Source organism: Arthrobacter sp. StoSoilB13, from assembly GCF_019977255.1.
Lineage (GTDB): Bacteria > Actinomycetota > Actinomycetes > Actinomycetales > Micrococcaceae > Arthrobacter.
Window position 1 is genome coordinate 294,626 of sequence record NZ_AP024649.1, and the last position, 24,078, is coordinate 318,703.

Genomic DNA, 24,078 nt, shown 5'->3' on the forward strand with positions numbered 1-24,078 from the left:
GTACGGAGGCCTCAGTACCTAGGCCTCAGCACAGGAAGTTTCCGGGGTCAGTACAGGAAGATGGGCAACCAGTCGCGGTTGTGCGCATGGACCAGCGCCAGGAACAGGACGAAATCGAAGAGCAGATGAACTGACACCACGTAAGTGAAGGACTTCGTCAGCTTGAACGTATAGCCCTGCAGCAGCGCGAACGGGAAGGTAAGGAGGGGACCCCACGCCTGGTAACCGATCTCCCACAGGAAGGACGAGAAGATCACGGCTTGCAGGAGGTTGGCCAGCCAGTCGGGGAAGTGTTGGCGCAACAGCGTGAACGTGGTGCAGATGAAGAACAGTTCGTCCCAAATGCCCACGGAGTTCACTCCGAGGAAGAGGCGCCAGAAGATGGTGGGATCGGACGCGTCCGGCCAATTGTGGTAGACGCCCGTCCGAATGAGGTAGGCCGGGAGAATGAAGTATCCAAGGGCTACGACGCCTACCAGGTAAAGCTTCGCGGCGAGCGGCCATGGACGGCCTGTGTTGACCGGAAATTTGATGATCTTTTCGTTGTACACGTAACGGGATACAAGCCACGGAACCAGCACGGCCAAAGCAAGGGCGCCACCCATGAGTGCCATGTGTCCGATGCTGAGATCCGCGTTCAGGGGTACCAGGCTGATGATGACCATTCCGCCTGCTACCACTGCCAGGTGCCGCATCAGGCCGTGGTCGATGAACACAGCGGTGACAATGCTGGCCGCCACGAGTGCGTAACCGAGAAAGTCATTGCCCAGGGCGAAAAGTGGAAGCCCGGACAGGGATAGCAGCCCCGCTGGCAAAAGCTTCCAGGTGAGCGCGGTCCGGGATTCCGTGGAAATCGACATCACACCTCTAGCATCCCAGTGCTGGCTGCCGCACGACACGGTTTTCCTGGACTGCATCAGGCCCCTAACTGGAACGCGGAGTTTCTCTGTAAGATTCGTGGCAGGGCCCATGCTTTTTCGGGTTCAGGTCATGTCTGGCTTAGCCAGCGGGGGATACTCATAAAGGAATATTCAATGGCTCAAGAAGCGGGCTCTTTTCCACCGGGCGGCGGTGCTGACCACCCATCAGCGGAGGACGTCGAGGCGTCCACCTCTGCCCGGGACATGACCATGCGCGAACAGGTGATGGACATCATCGATGCCATCCTCGGTGATTCCGATCCGAAGAGTGAAGGGCCCAGGAACAAGCTCCGCCAGCTCATGGAGGCTCGTCCGGATGATCCCCAGGGCGCTTTGCTGGAGCACCTGCTGGAAACACGGAAGGTTCCGGCCCCGGAGCCGGCGGTTCCGCTTCTACGGGAAGTTTCCAGTGTCCACCTTGAGTCCTCCGATGCGGCGCGCACGGTGACCGTTCCCGTCAGCCAGGAGGTTCGGGAAGACATCCAGGCAATACTGGCGGACAAGCTTTTGTTGACGGCGTTCCAGCCGGTCCATGCACTGCCTGACGGAAATGTGGTGGGCGTCGAAGCGTTGACCAGGTTTGTAGGTGAGGATGGCGCGGGCGCGGATGTCTGGTTCCGCGAGGCCGCGGAAGCGGGCCTGGGGACTGAATTGGAGATTGCAGCCCTCCACTGCGCGCTGACTGCAGCCAAGGACGTCCCCCATGACATGTATGTTGCCTTGAACCTCACTCCGGCGACCTCCCGTGACCCAAGGGTACGGAACCTGCTTGCTGCTGCGTCGCTGGCGCCGGAACGGATCATCGTGGAACTAACGGGCAGCCTGGAACCCCTGGAAGGCCAAACGCGCGACGACGGACTCGGCCAGTTGCGCTCGCTCGGCCTGCGTGTTGCTGTCAGCGCTTCCGGGGCAGGTTTCGTTTCCATGGACCTCTTGAGCGAGCTGAGCCCGGACATCATCAAACTCGACCGCCATCTCATTGAAGGTATCGAAGGCAGCGAAGGACAACGGATCCGTGCCAGGGCAGTGGTCGAGCTTGCCCGGGAAGTTGGAGCTGCGGTGGTTGCGGAGGGCATTGAAACTCCCTCAGAACTCAAGGAAGTCACGGCCTTAAAGGTGACTGCCGCCCAGGGATATTTGCTCGGACGCCCCTCGGTTCACCCCCTGGACTGGTCGGCATGGAGCATCCGCGCGCAGGCTGAGGCCCAGCCGACGGGCTAGTTTCGTCAGGGTTCGCGATCACTGTTCGTGCGGATCCGTCCCCACGTACGTCCCCGGCGGCATCCCGGCGCCAAAAACAGGCCCGGGATCCGGCCGCTTGGGGTGTCGGTTGTCCTCGGCCAGCCTTTGCGTGAGACGTTGAAGAACCCAGGGAACCAGGTGTTCCCGCGCCCACACGATGTCGTCCGCCCTCGCCTCCCGCCACGTGCGTGGAGGCAGGGCCTTGGGAACCATCGGCTCCAAAGTGTGGGGGACATTGAGGGTATCCAGCACCATCATGGCGATAGTGTGCTGGCCCAGCGGTGAGAAATGCAGCCGGTCCGGATCCCACATTTGCGGGTTGGTGAGCTGGCGCAACGCCCAGAGGTCGGCGATCACGGCGTCATGGCGGGCGGCGATGATGCGCATGTTTTCGTTGAAGATGGCTACTTTGCCACGGGCATGTCCGAGCACTGGGGTTGCACCCCAGTCGGGGCCCGCGAACAGCAGGATTGTTGCGCCTGTGTCCGCCAGGACTTTCACGCCGGAATCAAGTTCGAGGGCGAGTTTGTCGGGATCGCTCCGGTGGAACAGCAGGTCATTTCCACCGGCGTTGAGCGTAATGAGATCCGGCTGCAGGTCAAGGGCCGGGTCCACCTGCTCTTCCAGGATCTGGTGGAGCAGCCGGCCGCGCACTGCAAGGTTGGCGTACGCGAAGTCCTCGTGGCCGGCGCTCAATTCTTCAGCGACCCTGTCTGCCCAGCCCCTCAGACCGCCGGGGCTGCCGGGCTCCGGATCGCCTACCCCTTCAGTAAAGGAATCGCCCATCGCCACGTAGCGGCTCCACGGGTGCAGGCGGGTCCCGAATCCGGCGGGACCACCCTGCGCCGGACTTCCATTCCGGCCACGACCGTCGGCGCTGGGCGCGTTCATTCCCCCATATTGCGCTCTCCCGCGGCGCAACGCCATGGGTTGTGCGGATCGGTAGTAAGTGTGCTTACCATGCAGGTTCGAGCGGGTTGCGTGGAAGGGCAAGAAATCATGCCGATGTGGCTGCAGGCGCTGATGTGGGGAACTGTTGCCGGAGGGGCGTTGGTCCTTGGATCCGGAATCGCCTGGCTATGGAAAGTCCCGCCAAAGGTTGTATCAACCATCATGGCCTTCGGCGCAGGCGTGCTGATTTCGGCACTCGCCTTCGAGCTCGTCGATGAGGCGGTGGAGGGCGGCGGCCTGTTGCCGACGATCGGAGGATTCCTTGCGGGGGCTGTGATCTTTGTCGGTTCGAACGTTCTCCTGAACCGTGCAGGCGCCAAGCACCGCAAGCGCTCCGGCGGACGGCAGCCCTCCGAGAAGGACTCGCCAGGCAGCGGCACGGCCATTGCGGTTGGCGCACTCATCGATGGCGTGCCCGAATCGGTGGTCCTCGGGCTTGGGCTTCTCGCTTCAGGCACCGTCAGCCCTGCCATGCTCGCCGCAGTTTTCATTTCCAATGTTCCTGAAGGGCTGTCCAGCACGGCGGGGATGAAGAAGGCGGGGCGCAGCCGGGTCTACGTTTTTGGAACGTGGACCGGGATAGCCGTCTTCAGCGGGCTTGCCTCCCTGCTGGGATATACGGCGCTGGAGAATGCACCCGAGGCCCCTGATCGCCTTCATCACCGCCATCGCCGCAGGCGGCATACTGGCCATGCTTGCCGACACGATGATTCCTGAGGCCTTCGAGGAACACCACAACCTGACCGGATTGACTGCAGCTGTAGGCTTCCTCACCGCATTCACCATCCACCGCACGGGAGGTTGAGGGGGCGGCACGGACGGGTGATAAGCCGCTAGGCAGAAGAACGACGGCGGGACGCACCTATGGCGCGTACCGCCGTCGTTCTGTCAGAAGCGGATGTGTACTGCGAAGCTGGCCTCGGGGTGGCCGGTGTAACGTGATGCGGCGTTGCGGGCAGCCTCCGGTATATCGATGAAGCTCCGGGCTGTAGTTGTGAGCCCCGGGTAGTCGTCGAATGCCAAGGTTAACCGGCCGTCAGCAGCGTGCTTGATATGCACCGTGATGACTGTTTTTGGTGTCTCCGGCGGAAGCCCGGCTGTGGTGAGCGAGTAGTAGGGCGTGGTTCTTCCGCGGATGTCGGCAGGAACGTTTGCCCGGATGGATCCTTCTTCCTCCAGTTCGGAGAGGCGGGCCTTGACGGTATCTTTGCATGCCGTGACGCCGTGGGTGATGTCTGATACTTTGCTTGCGCCATTGCGAGCAAGGTAGTTGAGGATTTGGCTTCTGGTGAGTTGGGTTCGGGTGGGGGCTTTGATGGAAGTCGTTGTCATGGCCGTATCCAAGCGGTCGACTTTTTTGTCATCATTTCCTATGGTCAGGCACCCCGCGGGGCGCAATGAGACGGGGCGGATTCGTCTTTGAACCCGTCCGAACGGTGTGGTGGGCTGCGTTGTTCGATCCAGGGCTTTAGGGCGCCGAGACCGGTAGGACAGCCCCAAGCGATCCTTCTACGCCATGAAGGTGCCGCATCATGGCGATCCCGGCATCTTGAGCCGAGCCATTTTCGATGGCTTCAAAAATGGCCGCGTGCTCGAGTCCGGATTCCTTCCTCCGGTCCACAACCTGGTTCAAGGTGCTGGACTGGTTGGCCATGGCCTCCTCGATGTCTGAAAGCATCGACGCGAAGACGCCATTGCCACTGCTGCGGGCGATGATCGCGTGGAACTCGGAGTTGAGGATGACCCACTGTTCCAGATCATCTTCTTCATCCATGGCCCGCAGGATTTCCCGGAGTGATTCCACATCCTGCTGGCTGCGGTGTTCCGCGGCCAAGCTGGCGGCCGGCACTTCAATGTGAGGCCGTGCCTGCAGGAGTTCGCGCGCCGAGTATTTGCCCAGTTTCAGGTCCTGGCCAACTTTGTCGGCGATGACGAAAGTGCCCTTGCCCGTCCGGGTTACGGTCAGGCCCAAGGCGTTTGAAGACTTCAGGGCCTCGCGCACCATGGTCCTGCTGACGCCGAACTGCTGCGCCAACGTGGCTTCCGAATCCAGGCGCGAACCTACTGGAAGGCTGCCGTCTTCGATGGCAGCCCTCAGGGTGGCAAGCACCGCCTCGGCGGCACCGACCCTAACGACTTTGGTTTGTCCAGCAGTCCAGCTGTCCAACAGGCTGATCATGGAACGAATATGGCATGGCTCACAGAGCGGGGCAAGTTGTTACGCGGGGAGTTGCACTGCTTGACGGGAACTCCGGCTGGGTGCAGGAACCAGGAGGCGCGGGCGCTGCGACTGATCCAGCTGAAAGCTAGGGCAACTTTACGAAGCTGCCGAGACTCTCCCACGTATGCGTCTGATTGTTGAGGACCGTTGTAGCGGCACCGGAACCTTTGGCTTCCCTGAGGCCGTACTGGTATCCGGTAATCAAATATTCGTGCAGGTTTCCATCAGTGGAAGACTCCGGTAGGAGGAGTGCCAGATATTCTTTGCCCACCTCAACATCGATGTCGTCCATGATCTTTGCTTGAACGTACTTCGTGTCGCCTGGCTTCCCGCCGTGATTCAAGCCGAGTATCTTGTCCTTTTGTGCCTGATTGAGGCTGCTCCAGTAATCCTCGTAAGTTACGGTTCCGCCGGCGCGGGAATATGTTACTCGTGCACCTGGCTTGGCGTCACCCTTATAAACTTCGCGAATCGTCATCTTGCCAACGGTCTGCGGGAAGACACTTTGGTTCGAAATGGGGCTGAATGTGCGTCCGCCGTCGATTGACTCGATATAAACGCGCGCAACGATCGGATAGTTGTTATATCCGTAAAGGGGATCCCCGAGATCCCATAGGAAATCAATGCCTGTCACCACCTCCTCAATTTGGTCAAGAGGGATATTGGCATAGGCATCCTTGGGTTGCATTGATGCAGTCACTCCAGGCTGCTGATTTAATTCTTGCCCGCGCTTCGGCGCTTCGGACGCGCAAGCTGTGAGGCCGACCATTATCGCCAGTCCCGCACATGCCAATGATGGTCCAAGCTTGTTCATTCGGCAGTTCTTCCCTTGGACTGTGGATGATAACCAGCAGGATTCAAAGCTTCCGTTATTGCCCAACCTGCCACGGTAGCAACGCGTGTGCAAAATCGACGAAGCGCCAGTTCTGCCAAGCAACCTGGCCGCTGGTTTCCCAACAATGTCGCTAGTTGCCGTTCCCCATCAGCCGCTGCATCTGCTCACCTGCATCGCTGCCGGGCGCCGGTGTGTAGACCACGATGTGGAGATCCGGCCTGTCAGACGGAGAGACCTGGTGGTGCTCCAGCTGCAGTACGCCCACCGCCGGGTGATGGAACAGCCGTTCCCGGGACTCGAAGCCCAGGATGTCGTAGCGGTCCCAGCTTTCCTGGAACTCCGGGCTGGCTTGCTTAAGCCGTTCAACTTGGAACTCAACATCGGGATCGCCAAGTCGCTGACCGGTCTCGGCGCGGAACTCGGCAAGGAACCGCTTGCTGGTCACGTCCCAATCGGGGAGAAGGTCACGGACGTACGGATCCGTGAACACGAGCCACAACAGGTTCCTATCGGAGGCGTCGAAGGTTCCAATGTTCGGGTACAGGGCCTCGTAGGCCCTTGTTCCAGCCGGCAACGCCCCAGTCCGGCGAAAGTGCATAGGCCGGGTTGGGATCCAGGGCGTCCAGTAGCCGTTGCACGTGCGGGGGAGCATCAGCCGCAACGGGCCCCTTTGGCATGGCGGACGAATAGCCGCCTAAGGACAGAACGTAGCTGAGGCCTGTGTCGGATAGATGCAGCGTGCGGGCTACGGCCTCGAGCACCTGCCGGGAAGGGCTGATATCCCGTCCTTGCTCAAGCCAGGTGTACCAGGTGACGCTGACTCCGGACAGGAATGCGATCTCTTCCCGGCGGAGGCCGCGCTCCCGGCTCCGCCCCACTGGAGGAAGACCATAGTCTGAACGCAGGGCTTGGTTCCGGCGCGTCCTGAGGAAAAGTCCCAGCTCCTTGCGCCTCTCATCTTTCACTCGTCCAACACTATTACTCTGGTACTTTTACTACTAGTAGCAACACCGTCTTCCGCGCCATAGCGCACCAAAGCAGGATGGTATACATGCCTGCACTTCGCTCCAGAACAGTTACCCACGGCCGCAACATGGCCGGTGCCCGCGCACTGCTGCGCGCGTCCGGCGTCGCCAACACGGACATCGGTAAGCCGATCATCGCCGTCGCCAACAGCTTCACCGAGTTCGTTCCCGGCCACACCCACCTTGCTCCCGTGGGCCGGATCGTCTCCGACGCGATCCTCGCCGCCGGTGCAGTGCCGCGCGAATTCAACACCATCGCCGTGGACGACGGCATCGCCATGGGCCACTCGGGCATGCTCTACTCCCTGCCGTCCCGCGACCTGATCGCAGATTCCGTTGAGTACATGGTCAACGCCCACTGCGCCGACGCACTGGTCTGTATCTCCAACTGCGACAAGATCACCCCGGGCATGCTCATGGCAGCCCTGCGCCTGAACATCCCCGTGGTCTTCGTTTCCGGCGGCCCCATGGAGGCCGGCCGAGTGACCCTCACAGACGGGTCCGTGCGCTCCCTGGACCTGGTGAACGCAATTGCCGACGCCGTGGACGAATCCATCTCCGATGAAGACATCAACCTCATCGAAGAAAACGCCTGCCCCACCTGCGGCTCCTGCTCGGGCATGTTCACGGCCAACTCCATGAACTGCCTCGCCGAGGCCATCGGCCTGGCCCTGCCCGGCAACGGCTCGGTGCTCGCGACCCACACCGCCCGTAAGGCGCTGTACGAGAAAGCCGGCGCCACAATCGTCGAGCTGGTGAAGCGCTATTACGACGGCGACGACGACTCCGTACTGCCGCGCTCCATCGCCACTGCCGAGGCTTTTGACAACGCGATGGCACTGGATATCTCCATGGGCGGCTCCACCAACACGATCCTGCACCTGCTGGCCGCGGCCCAGGAAGCGGGCGTGGACTACGGGCTGGCCGAGATGGACGCCAAGTCCCGCCAGGTGCCCTGCCTGGCCAAGGTGGCCCCGAACGTGGCCGGAGACAAGACCTACTACATGGAAGATGTGCACCGCGCCGGGGGCATCCCCGCACTGCTGGGTGAGCTGAACCGCGGTGGCCTCCTGCACAAGAACGTCCACTCCGTGCACTCCAACGATTTGGACGGCTGGCTGGACGACTGGGACATCCGCGGCGGCAAGGCCACCGAGGAGGCCCAGGCCCTGTGGCATGCAGCTCCCGGTGGCGTCCGCTCCTCCACGGCTTTCTCGCAGTCAAACCAGTGGACCTCCCTGGACACCGACGCTGAGGGTGGCTGCATCCGTTCCGTGGAGCACGCCTACTCCAAGGACGGCGGCCTGGCGGTGCTGCGCGGCAACGTAGCAGTGGACGGCGCCGTGGTGAAGACCGCAGGCGTGGACGAGTCCATCTGGACCTTCGAAGGCCCGGCAGTTGTGTGCGAGTCGCAGGACGAAGCCGTGGAAATGATCCTGAACAAGACGGTCAAGGAAGGCGACGTGGTGGTCATCCGCTACGAAGGCCCCAGGGGTGGCCCGGGCATGCAGGAAATGCTCTACCCGACGTCGTTCCTCAAGGGACGCGGCCTGGGCAAGAAGTGCGCCCTCATCACGGACGGCCGCTTCTCGGGCGGAACCTCCGGGCTTTCGATCGGACACATCTCCCCTGAGGCCGCCTCCGGCGGTGCCATCGCACTGGTTGAGAACGGTGACATCATCAGCATCGACATCACGACGCGCTCCCTCCAGTTGCAGGTCTCCGACGAAATCCTCGCCGAACGCCGCGAAAAACTTGAAGTCAACGGCGGTTACAAGCCGAAGAACCGCGACCGCCAGGTGTCGCCTGCGCTTCGCGCCTACGCCGCCATGGCATTGTCGGCGGACAAGGGCGCCGTGCGCGACGTCTCTTTGGTGGAAAACCTCTAGGCTACGTTCCGGCCGGGTCCCGCAGCCGGGACCCGGCCTCCGCATAGCTGTCCAGAAGCTTCCGGGCGCGGCCGCCGTCGGCGCCTTCAGCTGCCAGCGCGGACCGCATGTCTTCCAGCTTCTTTTCCGCGGCAGGGGAGGGCGGAAGTAGCGGGATGTCCGGGTCAGTCAGGACCTCCAGGACTGCAGGGCGGTCCAGCGAGAACGCGTAATCCCACGCATCGCCGAGCTTGGCCGGGTCCTCCACCCGTATTCCGGCCAGGCCCAGCAGCTCCGCATAGGCGGCATAAGGAAAATCCGGGATCTCCTGGCTGGCGTTGAACCGCGGTTCGGCTTCGTTTTCGCGCTGCTCCCAGGAGACCTCGGCAAGGTCGCGGTTGTTGAAAACGCACACCACGAACCGGGGATCGGACCAGTTGCGCCATCGATGCGCCACGGTGATCAACTCCGCAATGCCCAGCATCTGCATACCGCCATCGCCGGCAAAGGCCACCAGGGGCCGGTCCGGGTATGCAAGCTTGGCAGCCAGGCCGTAGGGAATCGCGCATCCCATGCTGGCGAGCGTGCCGCTGAGATGGGCCGGGACTCCCGGCGGGAGGGTCAGCTGGCGGGCGTACCAGTAAACGCAACTGCCGACGTCGATACTCAACTGTGCGTTGTCCGGAAGCCTGCCGTTGAGTTCGCGGACCACGAGTTCCGGGTTCACGGGATCTGCGGGTATGTTGGCGCGTTCCTCTGAAAGGTGACGCCAGGCGCGGACCTGCGTTTCGACGTCGGAACGCCACTTGGCCCTTGCGCTTTCCGGTTGGTGGGGCTGCTGATCGATCCGCTGGGTGAGCTCGGCCAGCGACGCGGCCGCATCGCCTACCACTCCAACCTCCACGGGGTAGCGGTTGGCGACCTTCCGGCCATCAATGTCGATCTGGACAGCTTTGGCAGTCCCGGGCTTTGGATAGAACTCCGTCCAGGGATCGTTGGAGCCGATAATCAGCAGTGTGTCGCAGTTGTCCAGGACGTAGGCGCTGGCAGAAGTGCCGAGGTGGCCCATGGTGCCGGCAGCGAAGGGCAGCGTCTCGTCGACGTACGGCTTTCCCAGCAGGCTGGTGGTGATGCCGGCCTGCAGCTTTTCGGCCAGCGCTTGGACCTCGGTCCGGGCACCCCGCGCTCCCTGGCCCACCAGGAAAGCTACCCGCTCACCTTTGGAAAGGATCTCGACGGCGGCATCCAGGTCTTCCTCGCGGGGCATCACCCGTGCAGGGTGCCATACAGGGGCGGTGACAACGATTCCGTGCTCATGTTCGAGCTCGGGTGCCTCGGCGGACTGGATGTCGTGGGGGATGATCACGACGCAGGGGGACTTCGTCTCCAGTGCTGTGCGGAACGCGCGATCCAGGAGCATGGGTACCTGTTCGGGAGAGCTGGCGAGCTGTGCAAATTGTGCGGCAACGTCCTTGAACACGGTCAGTAGGTCGATTTCCTGCATGTAGCCCGAGCCCAGGACGGAGGTGCTTTGCTGGCCAATGATCGCCACCACTGGAACGCCGTCCATTTTGGCGTCGTAGAGTCCGTTGAGCAGGTGGATGGCACCCGGACCCTGCGTCGAAGTCACCACCCCGACGCCGCCGGTGTATTTTCCATGCCCCACGGCCATGAAGGCGGCTGCTTCTTCGTGCCTTGCCTGCACGAATTCCACCGCATCCTGGGCTCTGCGGAGCGCGCCCATGAAGCCGTTGATGCCGTCCCCGCTGTATCCGAAGACCCTGTCTACGCCCCACGCTTGAAGGCGTTCAACGATGAGATCCGAAACTGTCCGCTGGGCCACGCCGGAAATTCCCTTCGCTAGGTACTATCGTCAATTGTTGACAATTGCTACGCTTGGTTCACTACCTGAAACCGGGCTTCGCATCCGCTGAAAGCCCCTTGAGTGAAGGACCTCCCATGAAAAAGCGACGCCCCGCTACCCTGGCTCCAGAGCCCGTTGAAACATCGCGCACCGGGCACCACTGCCCCAAGACCGGATGGTGGTCTGTCGCGGGAGACCCACGGGCCACGCGCCTCATTATCAAGGGTGAGGTCATGCCTGCCCTGCACGGCACCCCGGCTCTCTGGATCATGCGCGAAGCAGCCGGCATCGTGGGCGAAACAGCCGCCCGTCCCGCAGCCGATTTGATGCCAACCTCATAGCAGTCAGCCCTTCTTCCGAAGGCCGGCCTGCTCCACAAGTTCGGTCAACCAGGGCCGGTGTCCTCTATGGAAGACCATCCCTTCCGGAAGCCCCTGCACGGTGGGAACGGAATCCGCGATATCGATGGTTACCCTGCCCCCACCCATGGGCGCATTGGTGATATGCAGGTCCCCGTAGGACGCCGGCAGTTGGGGATCCATCCAGAACCCGCCACGGGACACATGGGCGTCGTATCTCATCAGGCTGGTGACCAGCTGGATGGGCGAAGTGGCTGCCCACGCCTGCGGTGAGCACGCGGTGGGATACGGAACGGGCTCGCTGTATTGCTCCCGGCTGAAGCCGCAGAACAGCTCCGGCAGACGGCCCTCGGAGTAGTCGGCAGCTTCGAGCAGTGCCGTCGAAATTCGTTGGGCCTCTTCCACGAACCCGTAGCGCATCAGGCCGGCGGCAATCACGGCGTTATCATGCGGCCAAACAGAACCGTTGTGGTAGCTGGCCGGGTTGTAAGCGCCCATGTCGGTTCCGAGGGTGCGCACTCCCCAGCCACTGAACATCTCAGGAGACATCAGCCGTTCGGCCACGAGCGGCGCCTTGTCTTCGTCCACCAACCCCACCCACAGGCAGTGGCCCATGTTCGACGCGCAAGCGTCAACCTGCCGTTTCCTTCCATCCAGAGCGATGGCGTAATAGCCCCGGTCCGGCATCCAGAATTGCTCGTTGAACCGGACTTTTAACTCCGCTGCCCGATCGGCTAGTTCCCGCGCCAAAGGTGCGTCTCCGGCGTCGTACGCTATCCACGCCCGGGCCATGTACGCGTCATAGACGTACGCCTGAACCTCGCAGAGAGCGATAGGCGGCTCCGCGAGGCGCCCATCCGCAAAATTGATGCCGTCCCACGAGTCCTTCCAACCTTGGTTGATCAGTCCGCGGTCATTGAGCCGCTGATACTCGACGAATCCATCGCCGTCCCTGTCGCCATAGTCCCGGATCCAGTCCAGGGCCCGGTCCGCGTTGGGCAGCAAGGCCGCAATGGTGTCCTTGGCGAACCCCCACCGGCTGACCGAACCCAGCAACACGACGAACAGCGGAGTGGCATCGATGCTGCCGTAGTAAACGGATTTGCCGCCGAGCGACAGGCCGCTGGAGACGTCCAGCCTGACCTCATGCAGGATCTTCCCGGGCTCTTCCTCGCTGATGGGATCCACCACCTTGCCCTGCCGGTCAGCAAGCGTTTGCAGAGTGCCCAGGGCGAGGGAAGGATCAACGGGCATGGCCATCTCCGAAGCCCAGAGGGAGTCGCGGCCAAACAACGTCATGAACCACGGCGCTCCTGCTGCCACAACCACCCTGTCCGGGTGCGTGGGGTCTTCAATGCGGAGGGCGCCAAGATCGTCATAGCTGCGCCGCAGCGTCCTCTCGATGGAGTGGTTGCCCATGTGCAGCACCGGAATTTTGGCCACCCATTCCTGGCGACGCTGATCGCTGCGGGATAGTTCGCCGACGGCGGGACGCACCACAGGCGCCGCAGGCGCCCCTCCCTCGGTTCCGGGAGCAATGGTGACCACGGTGCTCCAGTGCCCGCGTGGAGGGATAGTGGTCCGGTGCCTGAGGCCCTCGCGGGTTGCCTCGGCAATATCGGAACTTACGACGACGGACTTCCGGACATCCTGCCAACGGGAGCGGATGGTCAGTGTGTTGTGGTTGTACTCGCGGGACTCCTCCCACTGCCTCTGGACCCGCGCTTCCTTGACTTCGAAAACGTCCGCGAAGTCCGCGCCCACTGCGAATTCGACCAAACATTCCACGGGTTCCATCGAATGGTTGCGGACGGTCACATGCTCCACCATTCCCACGCCTACTTCCCGCAAGCGCTCCACGATCAGCGGCGTATCCGCATACCCGTCAGACCGTGTGACGCGCCCGGCAAAGGCTGCCCTGTAAGGCTCTTTTGTCTGGGCGGTCAGTGGCTCCAGCGACTGGCCGTTGATGGTGAGGATCCAATCGGACAGGACCCGGGTGTCCTGGAAAAACATGCCGTGGGGATGGTCCGGGTGAATGTCCCCATTGGGCAGGGAGATGCAGAAAGACGTGCCTTCCACCAAGGTGACAGTCCCTGCGCCGAGGGGTCCGGCTGCTGTATCCGCATTCCATCCAGCCACTGTAAGGCTCCTCTGAGAACCAAGGGCGGCCAGTCCCTGTACCGGGCTCCCGGCTGTCCTGCTACATCGTCACCTCGACGGTACTCTTGCCTGGCTGCCGGGGCTAGGGCCTTGATGCCTGTTGCTTTGCGCTGTGAATCCGGGGGCTGTCAGCCTTGCGAGGCGACCAGAAGATCGTAGTCATCATCGATGTGGAAAAGCCGCCGTTCGCCGATGCGGTCTATGACCCAGATCGTTTGTCCGTCCGCTGTCCGATCATCCACGGTGCCCCTGTGGTACTCAAAGCCGCGCAGGCTGAGGGAAACTACATCTCCGGCTTCCAGGGAGTTCCAGAGCGATATCCTCCGGCTTTGCGCGCTGCACGCGGCAGGAGTACTTTCCAGGCTGCTTTTCCAGATGAGTTTCATGGGGAGTGTTCTCCTTGGTGACGGGGGCCGGCGTGGATGAGAGGGCGTCAGGGTGAATATTTCTCCATTAAGCCTATCGTCGATTGTTGACAATTGCTAGGATAGAAACTGTGCTTTCCAAAGATGGCAGGCACGTTCAAAAGGGCGCAGTCCCAGAAGGAGAATCCATGATCAAGGCCACTGTCATGAGCGACGCAACAACGCAGGACCCGGGGGAGCACATCCCGAAAGCAACCACCAGCACACCTGGCCAGACTGAGGTCTCGTTCCGCCTGTGGGCCCGCGACGGCCACAAGACCGGCATCTGGGAGGTTACGCCGGGCGTGTTCAAGAGCACCCGCCCGGGTTACGACGAAATCTGCCAGATCCTCAGCGGCAAGGGGACCATCACTGAAGAAGACGGAACCAGCTTCGACATCGGCCCCGGAACGTTGTTCGTCACTCCGGCAGGATGGACAGGCACCTGGACCATCCACGAGACGCTGCGGAAGATGTGGGTTGTCACGGACGTTCCCGCAAACTAATTCCATAAAGGAAGGGCCCGGTTCACAATGAACCGGGCCCTTCCTTTATGGGGACTTTCCTAAGCAGTAATTCCCGTTGCTTCCGGGCTGGCAGTGAGGTCCTCCACGGCCTTCTGCATGTGGCGTTTGATAGCCTGCTGAAGTCCGCCATGGTCACGCGCCTCAAGAAGGTCCAGGATCATCTGGTGTTCCTGCACCAGCGCGTCAATGCGGGGATACGCCACCTCCAGGCTCAAAATGCACATCCTGGATTCCGCGGCAAGCGTCTCATAGATACGTATGAGCCGCGTGTTTCCGGTGCCTGAAACGAAGGCGGTGTGAAACTGCATGTCGAGGCGGGCAATGGCCTGCCAGTCGGAGGCTGCAACCTGCTTGGCCATATTCCGGATGATGCCCTTGAGCTCCCGGCACGTGTCCGCCACGTGCTCCGGGTCCGAGTCCAACAGCGTGTTGGCAGCGGCCAACTCCACGGCTTCGCGAACGGCGTAGATCTCCTTGACGTCCTGCGTGGAAAGCTCAAGCACGAAGACGCCGCGGTTGCGCTTGCTCACGAGGATGCCCTCCTGGCATAGCCGCTGGAGTGCCTCGCGGAGCGGACCCCGCGAAGTGTTCAGCTGGCTGGCCAACGCAGACTCATTGACCTGCTGTCCAGGGCTGAACGCCCCTTGGACAATGAGCTCACGCAGCTGGTCAGCGATCAGCTGTGCCGTGGGCCGGCCTTCCAATACGAACATTCCCTCCGGTGCCGCCATTGACATCCCCTCATTCCATGCTTCGGCAATTTGAAACTGCTAGACCGCTATTGCGGTGTACTTGTACTCCAGGAATTCTTCGATTCCAATTTTCCCGCCCTCGCGTCCGAGTCCGGATTGCTTGACGCCGCCGAACGGTGCCGCGGGGTTGGAAACCAGGCCGGTGTTCAGTCCGACCATTCCCACTTCCAGTTCCGCAGAGAACCGCAGTGCCTTGTCCATGCTCTCCGTGAATACGTACCCCACCAGGCCCCCACTCGGTATCGTTGGCCAGGCGGAGGACTTCGTCCTCACTGTCGAACGCGGTGATCGCGGCGACGGGGCCGAAGATTTCCGTGCTCATCAGTGCGGCGTCCATGGGCACGTCCACCAGGACGGTGGGGGTGTAGAAGTAGCCGGGGCCTTCCGGACGGCTTCCGCCGGTCAGCACACGTGCTCCCTTGGAGACCGCATCTGCAACGAGGCTTTCGACCTTTTCCAGGCCCTTCTGCTCGATGAGGGGCCCGACGTCGGTGCCAGTCAGAGCGCCGTTGCCTACCTGCAATTCTGACATCTTTTTGGAGAACTTCTCGCCAAATTCCTCTACCACCGAACGGTGGACGAAGAAGCGGTTGGCTGCCGTGCAAGCCTCGCCCATGTTCCGCATCTTGGCCTTCATGGCACCGTCCACGGCTTTTTCGATGTCTGCATCGGCCAGGACGATGAACGGGGCGTTACCGCCTAGCTCCATGGAGGAGCGCATCACGTTGTCGGCCGCCTGCTTCAGCAGGACCTTGCCCACTTCGGTTGAACCGGTGAAGCTGATCTTGCGTGCGATGCCGCTGTCGGTCCAGGTCCGAACCACCGTGGAGGCGGTGGACGTCGTCACAACATTCAGCACGCCGTCGGGCAGACCGGCCTCCTTGAAGAGGGCGACCAAGGCCAGCGACGTCAGCGGCGTCAGCTCAGCAGGTTTAAACACCATGGTGCAGCCGGCAGCGACCGCGGGAGCGATCTTGCGGGCACCCATGGCAAGCGGGAAGTTCCACGGAGTGACCAGGACTGAGGGGCCAACCGGTTCCTTGGTGATGAGGATGCGGGTATTTCCATCAACGGAGGCCGCACTGTCACCACCAATACGGACAGCTTCTTCCGAGAACCAGCGGAGCATTTCGGCGCCGTAGGCCACCTCGCCCCTTGCTTCTGCCAACGGCTTGCCCATCTCCGCGGTCATGATGGCTGCGAGCCGGTCCGTGTTGGCAATGACCAGCTCAAAGGCGCGGCGGAGAATATCGCTTCGTTCGCGGGCCGTGGACTTTCCCCAGGCAGCCTGGGCACGTCCGGCTGCCTCGATGGCCAGGGCAGCGTCTTCAGGACCGCCGTCGGCAACGTGGGCAATCACTTCGTTCGTAGCAGGGTTCTCAACGGCGAAGGTGGCACCACTGGCTGCCTTCTGCCACGTTCCGTCAATGAACAGGTCCGTTGGGATGGTGGTGGGATCAAAGGAGGTGGTCATGGTCGCTCTTTCAGTGATCAGGGGGCTAGTGATCGGGGCTAGGAGGTGGCCGTCTTGAGCGCTTGCGTGAACTTGGACAGGCCTTGCTGAATTTCATCGCTGCTGACATTCAGGGCGGGGATGAGGCGAATGACGTTGCCATGCGGACCGCATGTGAGGAGCAGGAGCTCTTCCTTGATGGCGGGCCTGTTGGACGGCGAGGGCAGTCGCCGCATCCGGGGTGTTGTCGGCGGCGGTGAATTCGACGCCCTGCATCAAGCCGCGGCCACGCACATTGCCGATTCCCGCGAATTCCGTTTTCAGGTTGTCCAGTCCTGCCCGCAGTTCGTCACCGCGCAGCAGGGCGTTCTCCACGAGGTTCTCCCGCCGGATCACACCCAAAGTTGCGACGCCGGCTGCTGCCGCGACTGCGTTTCCGCCATAGGTTCCACCCTGGGAACCAGGCCACGCCTTGCCCATCAAGTCGGCGGAGGCGGCGATTGCGGAGATGGGGAAGCCACTGGCAAGACCCTTGGCGGTGATAACGACGTCGGGGCTTATTCCTGCCCAGTCGTGTCCCCAGAACTTGCCGGTGCGGCCGACCCCGGCCTGGACCTCGTCCAGGATGAGTATGATGCCGTGCTTGTCGGCGCGCTCACGCAGGCCTTGGAGGAATGCGACAGGCGTTGGGATGTACCCGCCATCACCCAGGACTGGCTCGATGATGAAGCCGGCGGTATCGCTGGGGGCGCTGATGGTCATCAGAAGGTGGTCGAGTTCCTTCAAGGCAAATTCGACGGCGGTGGCTTCGTCCCAGCCGTATCGGTACCAGTGCGGGAACGGGGCAACATGCACTCCGCTCATGATGGGGGAGAACCCGGAGCGGAACTTGGTTCCCGCGGTAGTTAAGGAGGCGGCCGCTACGGTGCGCCCGTGGAATCCTCCTTGGAAGGAAATGATGTTGGGGCGACCGGTTGCCATACGGGCCAAACGGATGGACGCCTCGACTGCTTCGGAGCCGGAGGTTGCGTAGAAGACGCTGTCCAGGCCCTGGGGCAGGACGCCTCCCAGGAGTTCCGTGAGCTCCAGGAGGGGCTTGTGCATCACGGTGGTGTACTGGGCATGGACAATTTTGCCCACCTGTTCGCGGGCTGCGGCCACTACGTCCGGGTGGCAATGGCCGGTGCTGGTGACGCCGATTCCGGTGGTGAAATCCAAGTATTTCTTGCCGTCTGTGGCGTGGATCCAACTACCGGACGCGTAGTCCACGACCACTGGAGTGGCCTGCTTCAGGATGGGGCTAAGTGTTGCCATGGCTTCATACTTTCTTAGTAACTGTAGATTGTCAACAATACGCGATTCGCGGGCCGTTAGCCCGCGAATCGTGTGGTGGTGCTTACTTTTTGAACCGCTGTGGGCGGACGAAGTCCATCCCGTCGAAGCCGCCCTTGCCAAGTGCTTCGCTGGCAGCAATCTGGCCGTAGCCGGAAGCCATTTTGAAGCCGGCGCCAGAGAAGCCCGTGGCGGAGTAGATCCTGCCCTGCTCAGTGAAGAAGCCCAGGAGGGGTTGCGAATCCGAAGTGAACAGATCCGGGAAGGCATCCGAACGGACGATGCTGGGGACCAGGTCCGGGAAGAATTCCGTCACCGTCTCAATGGTTTCCGCAATCTCCGCCGTGGTCAGCTCCCTGGGCACTGAGTCCGCGGAGGGGGTTGGTGCCCCGCGGCCATCGAGGGTGGCTTTCACAGTGACACCGTCCACCGCAGGCGCCCCATACATGGAGCGGTCACCGGAAATCCTGATGAAGATGGGGAACTTCTCCGGGGTGAACCGGGTTGCGTCCCGGGCGACGAACCAGCTCAGGAAAATCCTGCGGGTATCCGTGTGCGCCTTCAGATAATCGGGCATGAGCTGCCGGGACCACCCACCGGAGGCGATGATCACCCGTTCGAACGTCCAGGACTGTTCGCCGGAGGTGACCACAACGCCGTCGTTGGTTTCGGTGATGCTGCTGACAGGAGTATTGCTGAGGACCGTGGCCCCGTTGGCCTGTGCCGCTGCAACCGCCGCTGTAACTGCCCGATCCGTGCGGAGTGCGCCCCCGAAGGGATCGTAAACGGCGACATCGTCAGCCCGGAGATTGTGCTGCGGGTAGCGTTCGGCCATCTCCTCCCGGCTGAGGATCTGGTGGCTCGCTCCGTTGATGCGGGTGGTCTCCAGCAGCTTGGGAATGTATGGTCCATCAGCAGTACCGATGGAGAGTCCGCCGCAGCGGGTGAGGATGTCCTGTCCCGTTTCTGCTTCGAGCTCGGCCCACAGATCCCGGGAGCGTTCCAGGATGGGGTAGTAGTCCGGCCTTCCCCTGTAAAGCATCCGGAAAAGCCGGGTGTCGCCACCCACCGCACTTCTGCCATGGCCCGGGGCGTGTGCTTCAAAGCCGACCACGGAATCGGACAGCCGTGAGGCCTGCCAGAGCGCCATGCTTCCGATGCTGCCCAGGCCGATGACGGCGAGTTTTCCATCCATCGCTTACAGCACCTGCTTCAGGAAGGCCTGGGTGCGTGCTTCCTTGGGGTTCTTCAGGATCTCCCGGGCATCTCCACGTTCCACCACGTAGCCCTCATCCATGAAGATCAGGGAATCGGCCACTTCGCGTGCGAAGCCCATCTCGTGGGTGACTACCACCATGGTCATGCCCTTCTTGGCGAGGTCCTGCATGACACCGAGGACTTCCCCTACCTTTTCGGGGTCAAGGGCGCTGGTGGGTTCGTCGAACAGGATGATTTCCGGATCCATGGCCAAAGACCGGGCGATGGCGACCCGCTGCTGCTGTCCGCCGGAAAGCTCGGCCGGGTAGCGGTCACCGAAAGCGCCGAGGCCCACGCTGGTGAGCAGTTCCTGGGCGCGCTTGGAGGATTCCTTCTTGTCGGCACCCTTGACCAGGACCGGACCGGACATGACATTCTCGCGGGCAGTCATGTTCGGGAACAGGTTGAACTGCTGGAAGACCATGCCTACCCGTGTACGTTGCTGGGCAAGCTTCTTAGGGGGCAGCGCGTGGTAGGCGTGGTCGGTCTCGTAGTACCCGAAATCGTCGCCGTTGACTTTCAGGATTCCGGAGTCCACGGTCTCCAGGCCGTTGATGCAGCGCAACAGCGTGGACTTTCCGGAGCCGCTGGGTCCGATGATGCAGCAGATTTCACCGCTGGCGATATCGAGGTCGATATCGTGGAGAACGGTCTTGTGCCCAAAGGACTTACGAATTCGGCGGGCGTGGATTGTGCCGTCGGTGCTCATCGTGCGATGCCTTCCGGTGCGGTCAGGGTGACTTTCTTGGACTTGCGGGGGACCCGGGCGGAGGTGTGGGAGTACTTCTGTTCGAGCTTGGACTGCGGGTAGCTCAGCAGCAGTGTCATCACCAGGTACCACAGGCTCGCCACGATCAGCAGCGGGATGGTCTCGTAAGTACGTGCGTAGATGAGCTGGGCGCTCTGCAGAAGTTCCGCAACACCCAGGACACTGACCAGGGATGTTTCCTTGAACATTCCAATGACCTGGTTGCCGGTGGCCGGAATGATCGATGGCATGGCCTGAGGAATGATGATCTTGCGCATCTTCGTAGACGCGCTCATTCCCAGGGAGTCCGCGGCTTCAATTTGTCCCTTGCCCACCGAGGAGAACCCTCCGCGGATGATTTCTGCCATGTACGCGGCTTCATTCAACGTCAAACCGACCAAGGCTGCGGTGATCGGACCCATGAGTGCATTCGTGTCGATTGCGGTGCCGATGTCGGTAAACGGGATCCCGATGGTGAGGTTCGGGTACAGGGCTGAGATGTTGAACCAGAAGATCAGCTGGACCAGGACCGGTGTACCGCGGAACAGGGTGATGAACGCCCCTGCCGTGGCCGCGATCGGCTTGACGCTCGAGGACCTCATGATCGCAATGACCAGGCCCAGGAGGGTACCCAGGGCCATGCTTGCGAGCGTAAGGAAGATGGTGAGCATCAGCCCGCGGAGGATCGATTCGTGGGTGAAGTACTTGGCCACCACGTCCCACTTGAAGTTGGGGTTGGTGGAGACCGAGAAGAGGATGCCCGCGCCAAACAGGATGGAAACCACCCAGGCGACGTATTCAAAAGTGCTTCTGCGGCGAAGGCGGGGCTTGAGTGCCGGATCAATTCCGTTCATTGTCGGTTTGCTTCCGTTACTGATGGTTTGCACCATGGGAGCACCTCTCCTAGTTGAGTTTCGCATCCGTGATGGCTCCGGCATCGAGGCCCCAGGTGGAGAGGGACTTCTTGTATTCCGGGCTGTTCAGGACCGACTGGATGGCGGCCTGGAGGGCGGGAGTCAGGGCAGATCCCTTTTTGACACCGATTGCGGTGAGGTCGCTGGATCCGACGTTGATCTGGGGGGTCAGGATGGTGAACGATTTGGGCTGCTGCTTCTCGGCCCAGGCGAGGGAGGTTGTGTCGTAGAGGATGCCGTCAATCCGCTTGGATGCCAGCTGTGTCAGGGCCTCCTGGACGTTGGGCAGGGTCACGGCGTTGATCGCGGGCTGTCCCTTGGAAGTGCAGGTCTGCTCCGAGAGGGCCGGGAGTCGCTTGAGCTGGCCCGTCGAGCCCTGGGTAACGGCAATGTTCTTACCGCACAGTGTCTCGTTGCTGAGCTTCAGCGGGTTACCTGCGGCCACGGCCACTGAGTTGCCGGCCTTGAAGTAGTCGATCATGTCCAGGACCTTCAACCGCTCAGCGGTCTTGGACATGGTGGTGGCGGTGAAGTCGTAGCGCCCGCCGTCCAGGCCGGGGACGATCGTGTCGAACTTGGTGTCCTGGAACTTCAGCTTCAGGCCGAGCTTCTTTGCTACCAGGCGGGCAATGTCCGGGTTCAGGCCGATCGGCGTCGAGTTGTCTTCAGCGAGGAACGTCGTCGGTGGGTAGTGCAGGTCCATGGCGACCGTCAGTTCGCCCTTGTCCTTATAGGACGCCGGCAGGAGGCTTACGGCCTTTTCGTCGGGCTGGACGCCCTCGGAGATGTCTGTAGTGTTCGTGGTCTTGCTCGCGTCCGGGGAATCGCTGCTGTTGGCTGTTCCACCACAGGCGCTCAGGGCGAGTAGTACGGCAAGTCCTGCGGCTGCAGTCTGGGCCTTGTTACGAATCTTCATGGTGCTTCCCTTCGAGGGAGTCGGTCACTGGGGAGGGAGAAGTTCTAGGTTGCAATGTGATCCGGATCTCTCCGTCATCTAATGCAATGCAACCCCCTCAACAGTAGATTGTCAACAATTGACAGAAAGTTTTTTCAAGCTTCCTCTCTATGAGAATGGTTCTAATTACAGCACTAGAAACTGTTGACAATTTACAATTTGGCGGCCTAGAGTCGAATCATCGGGCACGAACCTTCCAGCCCGCCAGGCACGATTTCGCGGTTCAGCTCGCCTCTTTCGATACCTCCACACACACGGGGCAAGCCCCCTTCCATCTCCCGAAAAGAACGGAAACCCCATGGCAGAGACCAACTTCCGGCCGAAGTACATCTCCTTCGATGTCTACGGCACGCTGATCAACTTCGACATCGATCCCACCACCCGGCGGCTGCTCGATGGACGCATCTCCGAAGAGCAGTGGCCTACGTTCAAGAAGCAGTTCCGTGGCTACCGCTTCGACGAGGTCCTGGGGGACTACAAGCCGTATGAGGCGATCCTGCAGGATTCCTTTGACCGGGTGTGCAAGCGTTGGGGCATTGGGCCCACCGAAGGTGCCGGCGCAGCGTTCGCTGACGCCGTCCGCGGTTGGGTTGCGCACGAGGACGTGCCGGCCCCGCTGAAGCTCATGGGCGACAACTACCAGTTGGTGGCGTTGTCCAACGCGGACGACAGTTTCCTGGATATCAGCATCCCGAAGCTGGGTGCAGAGTTCCACGCGGTCCTGACTGCCGAGCAGGCACAGGCCTACAAGCCGCGCTACCAGGCTTTCGAGTACATGCTCGACACCCTGAACGCCAAGCCGGAGGACTTCCTGCACGTCTCCTCGCACACCCGGTACGACATGCATCCGATGCATGACATGGGCTTCCGTAACCTCTGGATGCTGGACCGTGGCTACGACCCCATTGGCGGGGGCTACGACCTCACCACGGTTAAGTCCCTGGACGAGATCAACAAGCACCTCGGTCTCTAAGCCGGCTTCGAAGCGAAAGGTCATACCGTGAAACTTGTTCCCTACTGGCTCGATACTGCAGAGCCTTCCGGCGATTACCGCCGCACTCCGGTCCCGGAGAACGTTGATGTTGCGATTATCGGTGCCGGCTTTACCGGGCTGTCAGCAGCCCTTGAATTCGCCAAGCAGGGCGCCAGTGTGGCCGTTTTCGAACGCCACACTGTTGGCTGGGGCGCTTCGGGCCGTAACGGGGGAATGGCTACGACCGGTTTGGCCATTGGCTTCAGCACGGCAGTCAAGCGCTACGGAGCTCCCCGTGCAGTTGAGATGTTCCGCGAATACAACGATGCCATCGAAACCATCGAGAAGCTGGTGCACGACAACGGCATCGACTGCGATTTCAAGCGTTTCGGCAAGCTCTCCCTGGCGTTCCACAAGTCCCACTACGATGGCTTCCTGAAGTCCCAGGAGCTGCTGGCAAACCTGGTCGATCACCACGTAAAGGTCATCCCCAAGTCAGAGATCCACAGTGAAATCGGCACGGACTTCTACCAAGGTGCCATGATGGATCCGCTGGGTGCCGGTCTTCACGTAGGGAAGTTCGTGCACGGCCTGGCAAAGGTGGCAATCGACAACGGCGCAGTCATTTGCGAGAACGCATCGGTCACCGAGCTGAACAAGGTCTCGGGCACAGTGCACGATGTCCACACCACCCGTGGCATTACCCGGGCCAAGCAGGTCCTGGTGGCCACCAGCGGCTACACCGGCAACATCACCCCGTGGCTGCAGCGCCGCGTGATCCCGGTTGGCAGTTTCATCATCTGCACGGAGCCTCTGTCCGAAGAGGTGGTGAACCGCATCCTGCCGAACAGGCGCCAGGCCTCTGACAGCAAGATGCTGACGTACTACTTCCGGATCACGCCGGACAACAGGCTGCTGTTCGGTGGCCGGGCCCGGTTCGCTTTGTCCAGCCCGGATTCGGACGTCAAGAGCGCCGAAATCCTGCACAAGGCCATGACTGAGCTCTTCCCGTACCTCTCCAACGCCAAGGTGGACTACATCTGGGGCGGTCTGGTGGATCTATCCATGGACCAGATGGTCCATGCCGGCCAGCATGACGGCCTGTTCTACTCCCTCTGCTACAGCGGCCATGGCGTTCAAATGGCGGCCCACATGGGTAAGCGGATGGCCCACTACATGGCCGGCGACAAGTCGGCAAATGTGTGGGAAGACCTGAAGAACCCGCCGGTTCCCGGCCACTTCGGCCCGCCATGGTTCCTGCCGTTCATTGGCGGAGCCGCGAAGATCATCGACCGTATCAAGTAGACATTCCGCT

General features: G+C 61.6%; 19 protein-coding genes and 4 pseudogenes. 7 read left to right on the plus strand and 16 right to left on the minus strand.

Features of this window, described 5'->3' with window-relative positions; genetic code table 11:
* Positions 1-47 precede the first annotated feature (47 nt).
* Positions 48-863 (minus strand): CPBP family intramembrane glutamic endopeptidase, encoded by an 816-nt coding sequence (locus tag LDP01_RS19920; protein WP_224094828.1) that lies wholly within the window; start codon positions 861-863, stop codon positions 48-50.
* A gap of 171 nt (positions 864-1,034) precedes the next feature.
* Here LDP01_RS19920 and LDP01_RS19925 point away from each other — a divergent pair, with 171 nt between their 5' ends.
* Positions 1,035-2,141, plus strand: a complete 1,107-nt coding sequence (locus tag LDP01_RS19925; RefSeq protein WP_224094829.1) for an EAL domain-containing protein — start codon at positions 1,035-1,037, stop codon at positions 2,139-2,141.
* 18 nt (positions 2,142-2,159) lie between these two features.
* On the opposite strand, the gene LDP01_RS19930 is transcribed toward LDP01_RS19925, so the two are convergent.
* Complete coding sequence (locus LDP01_RS19930) at positions 2,160-3,053, minus strand: SGNH/GDSL hydrolase family protein (protein ID WP_224094831.1); 894 nt, start codon at positions 3,051-3,053, stop codon at positions 2,160-2,162.
* A 108-nt stretch (positions 3,054-3,161) separates the two neighbouring features.
* On the opposite strand from LDP01_RS19930, the pseudogene LDP01_RS19935 reads away from it, so the two are divergent.
* Positions 3,162-3,918: pseudogene (locus LDP01_RS19935) on the plus strand (ZIP family metal transporter).
* Between the two features lie 83 nt (positions 3,919-4,001).
* Here LDP01_RS19935 and LDP01_RS19940 read toward each other — a convergent pair.
* The 4 genes and pseudogenes from LDP01_RS19940 to LDP01_RS19955 all read right to left on the minus strand — a co-directional run bounded on the left by LDP01_RS19940 (position 4,002) and on the right by LDP01_RS19955 (position 7,134).
* Positions 4,002-4,445 carry a helix-turn-helix domain-containing protein gene (locus LDP01_RS19940; protein WP_224094833.1) on the minus strand — a complete coding sequence of 148 codons (444 nt, stop codon included), beginning with the start codon at positions 4,443-4,445 and terminating at the stop codon, positions 4,002-4,004.
* Between the two features lie 136 nt (positions 4,446-4,581).
* Complete coding sequence (locus LDP01_RS19945) at positions 4,582-5,289, minus strand: FadR/GntR family transcriptional regulator (RefSeq protein ID WP_216922849.1); 708 nt, start codon at positions 5,287-5,289, stop codon at positions 4,582-4,584.
* A 130-nt stretch (positions 5,290-5,419) separates the two neighbouring features.
* Entirely contained in the window at positions 5,420-6,148 is a 729-nt protein-coding gene (locus tag LDP01_RS19950) for a hypothetical protein (RefSeq protein WP_224094835.1), read from the minus strand.
* Positions 6,149-6,299: 151 nt separating this feature from the next.
* Positions 6,300-7,134: pseudogene (locus LDP01_RS19955) on the minus strand (helix-turn-helix domain-containing protein).
* Positions 7,135-7,220: 86 nt separating this feature from the next.
* Between LDP01_RS19955 and ilvD the strand changes: the two are divergent.
* The gene (gene ilvD / locus LDP01_RS19960) at positions 7,221-9,083 is read left to right on the plus strand and encodes a dihydroxy-acid dehydratase (RefSeq protein WP_224094837.1); all 1,863 of its coding nucleotides are present in this window, start codon (positions 7,221-7,223) and stop codon (positions 9,081-9,083) included.
* A 1-nt stretch (position 9,084) separates the two neighbouring features.
* Here ilvD and LDP01_RS19965 read toward each other — a convergent pair whose 3' ends face one another.
* Complete coding sequence (locus LDP01_RS19965) at positions 9,085-10,905, minus strand: thiamine pyrophosphate-requiring protein (RefSeq protein WP_224094839.1); 1,821 nt, start codon at positions 10,903-10,905, stop codon at positions 9,085-9,087.
* A 116-nt stretch (positions 10,906-11,021) separates the two neighbouring features.
* Between LDP01_RS19965 and LDP01_RS19970 the strand changes: the two genes are divergently transcribed.
* Entirely contained in the window at positions 11,022-11,267 is a 246-nt protein-coding gene (locus LDP01_RS19970) for a hypothetical protein (RefSeq protein ID WP_224094841.1), read from the plus strand.
* A 3-nt stretch (positions 11,268-11,270) separates the two neighbouring features.
* Here LDP01_RS19970 and LDP01_RS19975 read toward each other — a convergent pair whose 3' ends face one another.
* Positions 11,271-13,427: an amylo-alpha-1,6-glucosidase gene (locus tag LDP01_RS19975; protein WP_224094843.1), complete on the minus strand. Its 2,157-nt coding sequence runs from the start codon at positions 13,425-13,427 to the stop codon at positions 11,271-11,273.
* A gap of 149 nt (positions 13,428-13,576) precedes the next feature.
* The gene (locus LDP01_RS19980; protein ID WP_224094845.1) at positions 13,577-13,834 is read right to left on the minus strand and encodes a hypothetical protein; all 258 of its coding nucleotides are present in this window, start codon (positions 13,832-13,834) and stop codon (positions 13,577-13,579) included.
* A 167-nt stretch (positions 13,835-14,001) separates the two neighbouring features.
* On the opposite strand from LDP01_RS19980, the gene LDP01_RS19985 reads away from it, so the two are divergent.
* Complete coding sequence (locus tag LDP01_RS19985; RefSeq protein ID WP_224094847.1) at positions 14,002-14,358, plus strand: cupin domain-containing protein; 357 nt, start codon at positions 14,002-14,004, stop codon at positions 14,356-14,358.
* A gap of 59 nt (positions 14,359-14,417) precedes the next feature.
* Here the strand turns inward: LDP01_RS19985 and LDP01_RS19990 are convergent, their stop codons facing one another.
* The 7 genes and pseudogenes from LDP01_RS19990 to LDP01_RS20020 all read right to left on the minus strand — a co-directional run bounded on the left by LDP01_RS19990 (position 14,418) and on the right by LDP01_RS20020 (position 21,751).
* A complete protein-coding gene (locus LDP01_RS19990) occupies positions 14,418-15,110 on the minus strand; it encodes a GntR family transcriptional regulator (protein ID WP_224094848.1) in 693 nt (230 codons plus the stop codon).
* A 39-nt stretch (positions 15,111-15,149) separates the two neighbouring features.
* Positions 15,150-16,605 (minus strand): annotated as a pseudogene (locus LDP01_RS19995) (NAD-dependent succinate-semialdehyde dehydrogenase).
* A 38-nt stretch (positions 16,606-16,643) separates the two neighbouring features.
* Positions 16,644-17,898, minus strand: a pseudogene (locus tag LDP01_RS20000) (class-III pyridoxal-phosphate-dependent aminotransferase).
* 82 nt (positions 17,899-17,980) lie between these two features.
* On the minus strand, positions 17,981-19,111 hold the full coding sequence (locus LDP01_RS20005; protein ID WP_224094849.1) for an FAD-dependent oxidoreductase: 1,131 nt from the start codon (positions 19,109-19,111) through the stop codon (positions 17,981-17,983).
* A gap of 3 nt (positions 19,112-19,114) precedes the next feature.
* Entirely contained in the window at positions 19,115-19,882 is a 768-nt protein-coding gene (locus LDP01_RS20010) for an amino acid ABC transporter ATP-binding protein (protein WP_224094850.1), read from the minus strand.
* On the minus strand, positions 19,879-20,775 hold the full coding sequence (locus LDP01_RS20015; RefSeq protein ID WP_224094851.1) for an amino acid ABC transporter permease: 897 nt from the start codon (positions 20,773-20,775) through the stop codon (positions 19,879-19,881). The genes LDP01_RS20010 and LDP01_RS20015 overlap by 4 nt, the downstream gene beginning before the upstream one ends.
* 49 nt (positions 20,776-20,824) lie before the next feature.
* Positions 20,825-21,751, minus strand: a complete 927-nt coding sequence (locus LDP01_RS20020) for an ABC transporter substrate-binding protein (RefSeq protein WP_224094852.1) — start codon at positions 21,749-21,751, stop codon at positions 20,825-20,827.
* Between the two features lie 337 nt (positions 21,752-22,088).
* On the opposite strand from LDP01_RS20020, the gene LDP01_RS20025 reads away from it, so the two are divergent.
* The gene (locus LDP01_RS20025; protein WP_224094853.1) at positions 22,089-22,763 is read left to right on the plus strand and encodes a haloacid dehalogenase type II; all 675 of its coding nucleotides are present in this window, start codon (positions 22,089-22,091) and stop codon (positions 22,761-22,763) included.
* Positions 22,764-22,790: 27 nt separating this feature from the next.
* A complete protein-coding gene (locus LDP01_RS20030; RefSeq protein ID WP_224094854.1) occupies positions 22,791-24,068 on the plus strand; it encodes an NAD(P)/FAD-dependent oxidoreductase in 1,278 nt (425 codons plus the stop codon).
* The last annotated feature ends 10 nt before the right edge of the window (positions 24,069-24,078 follow it).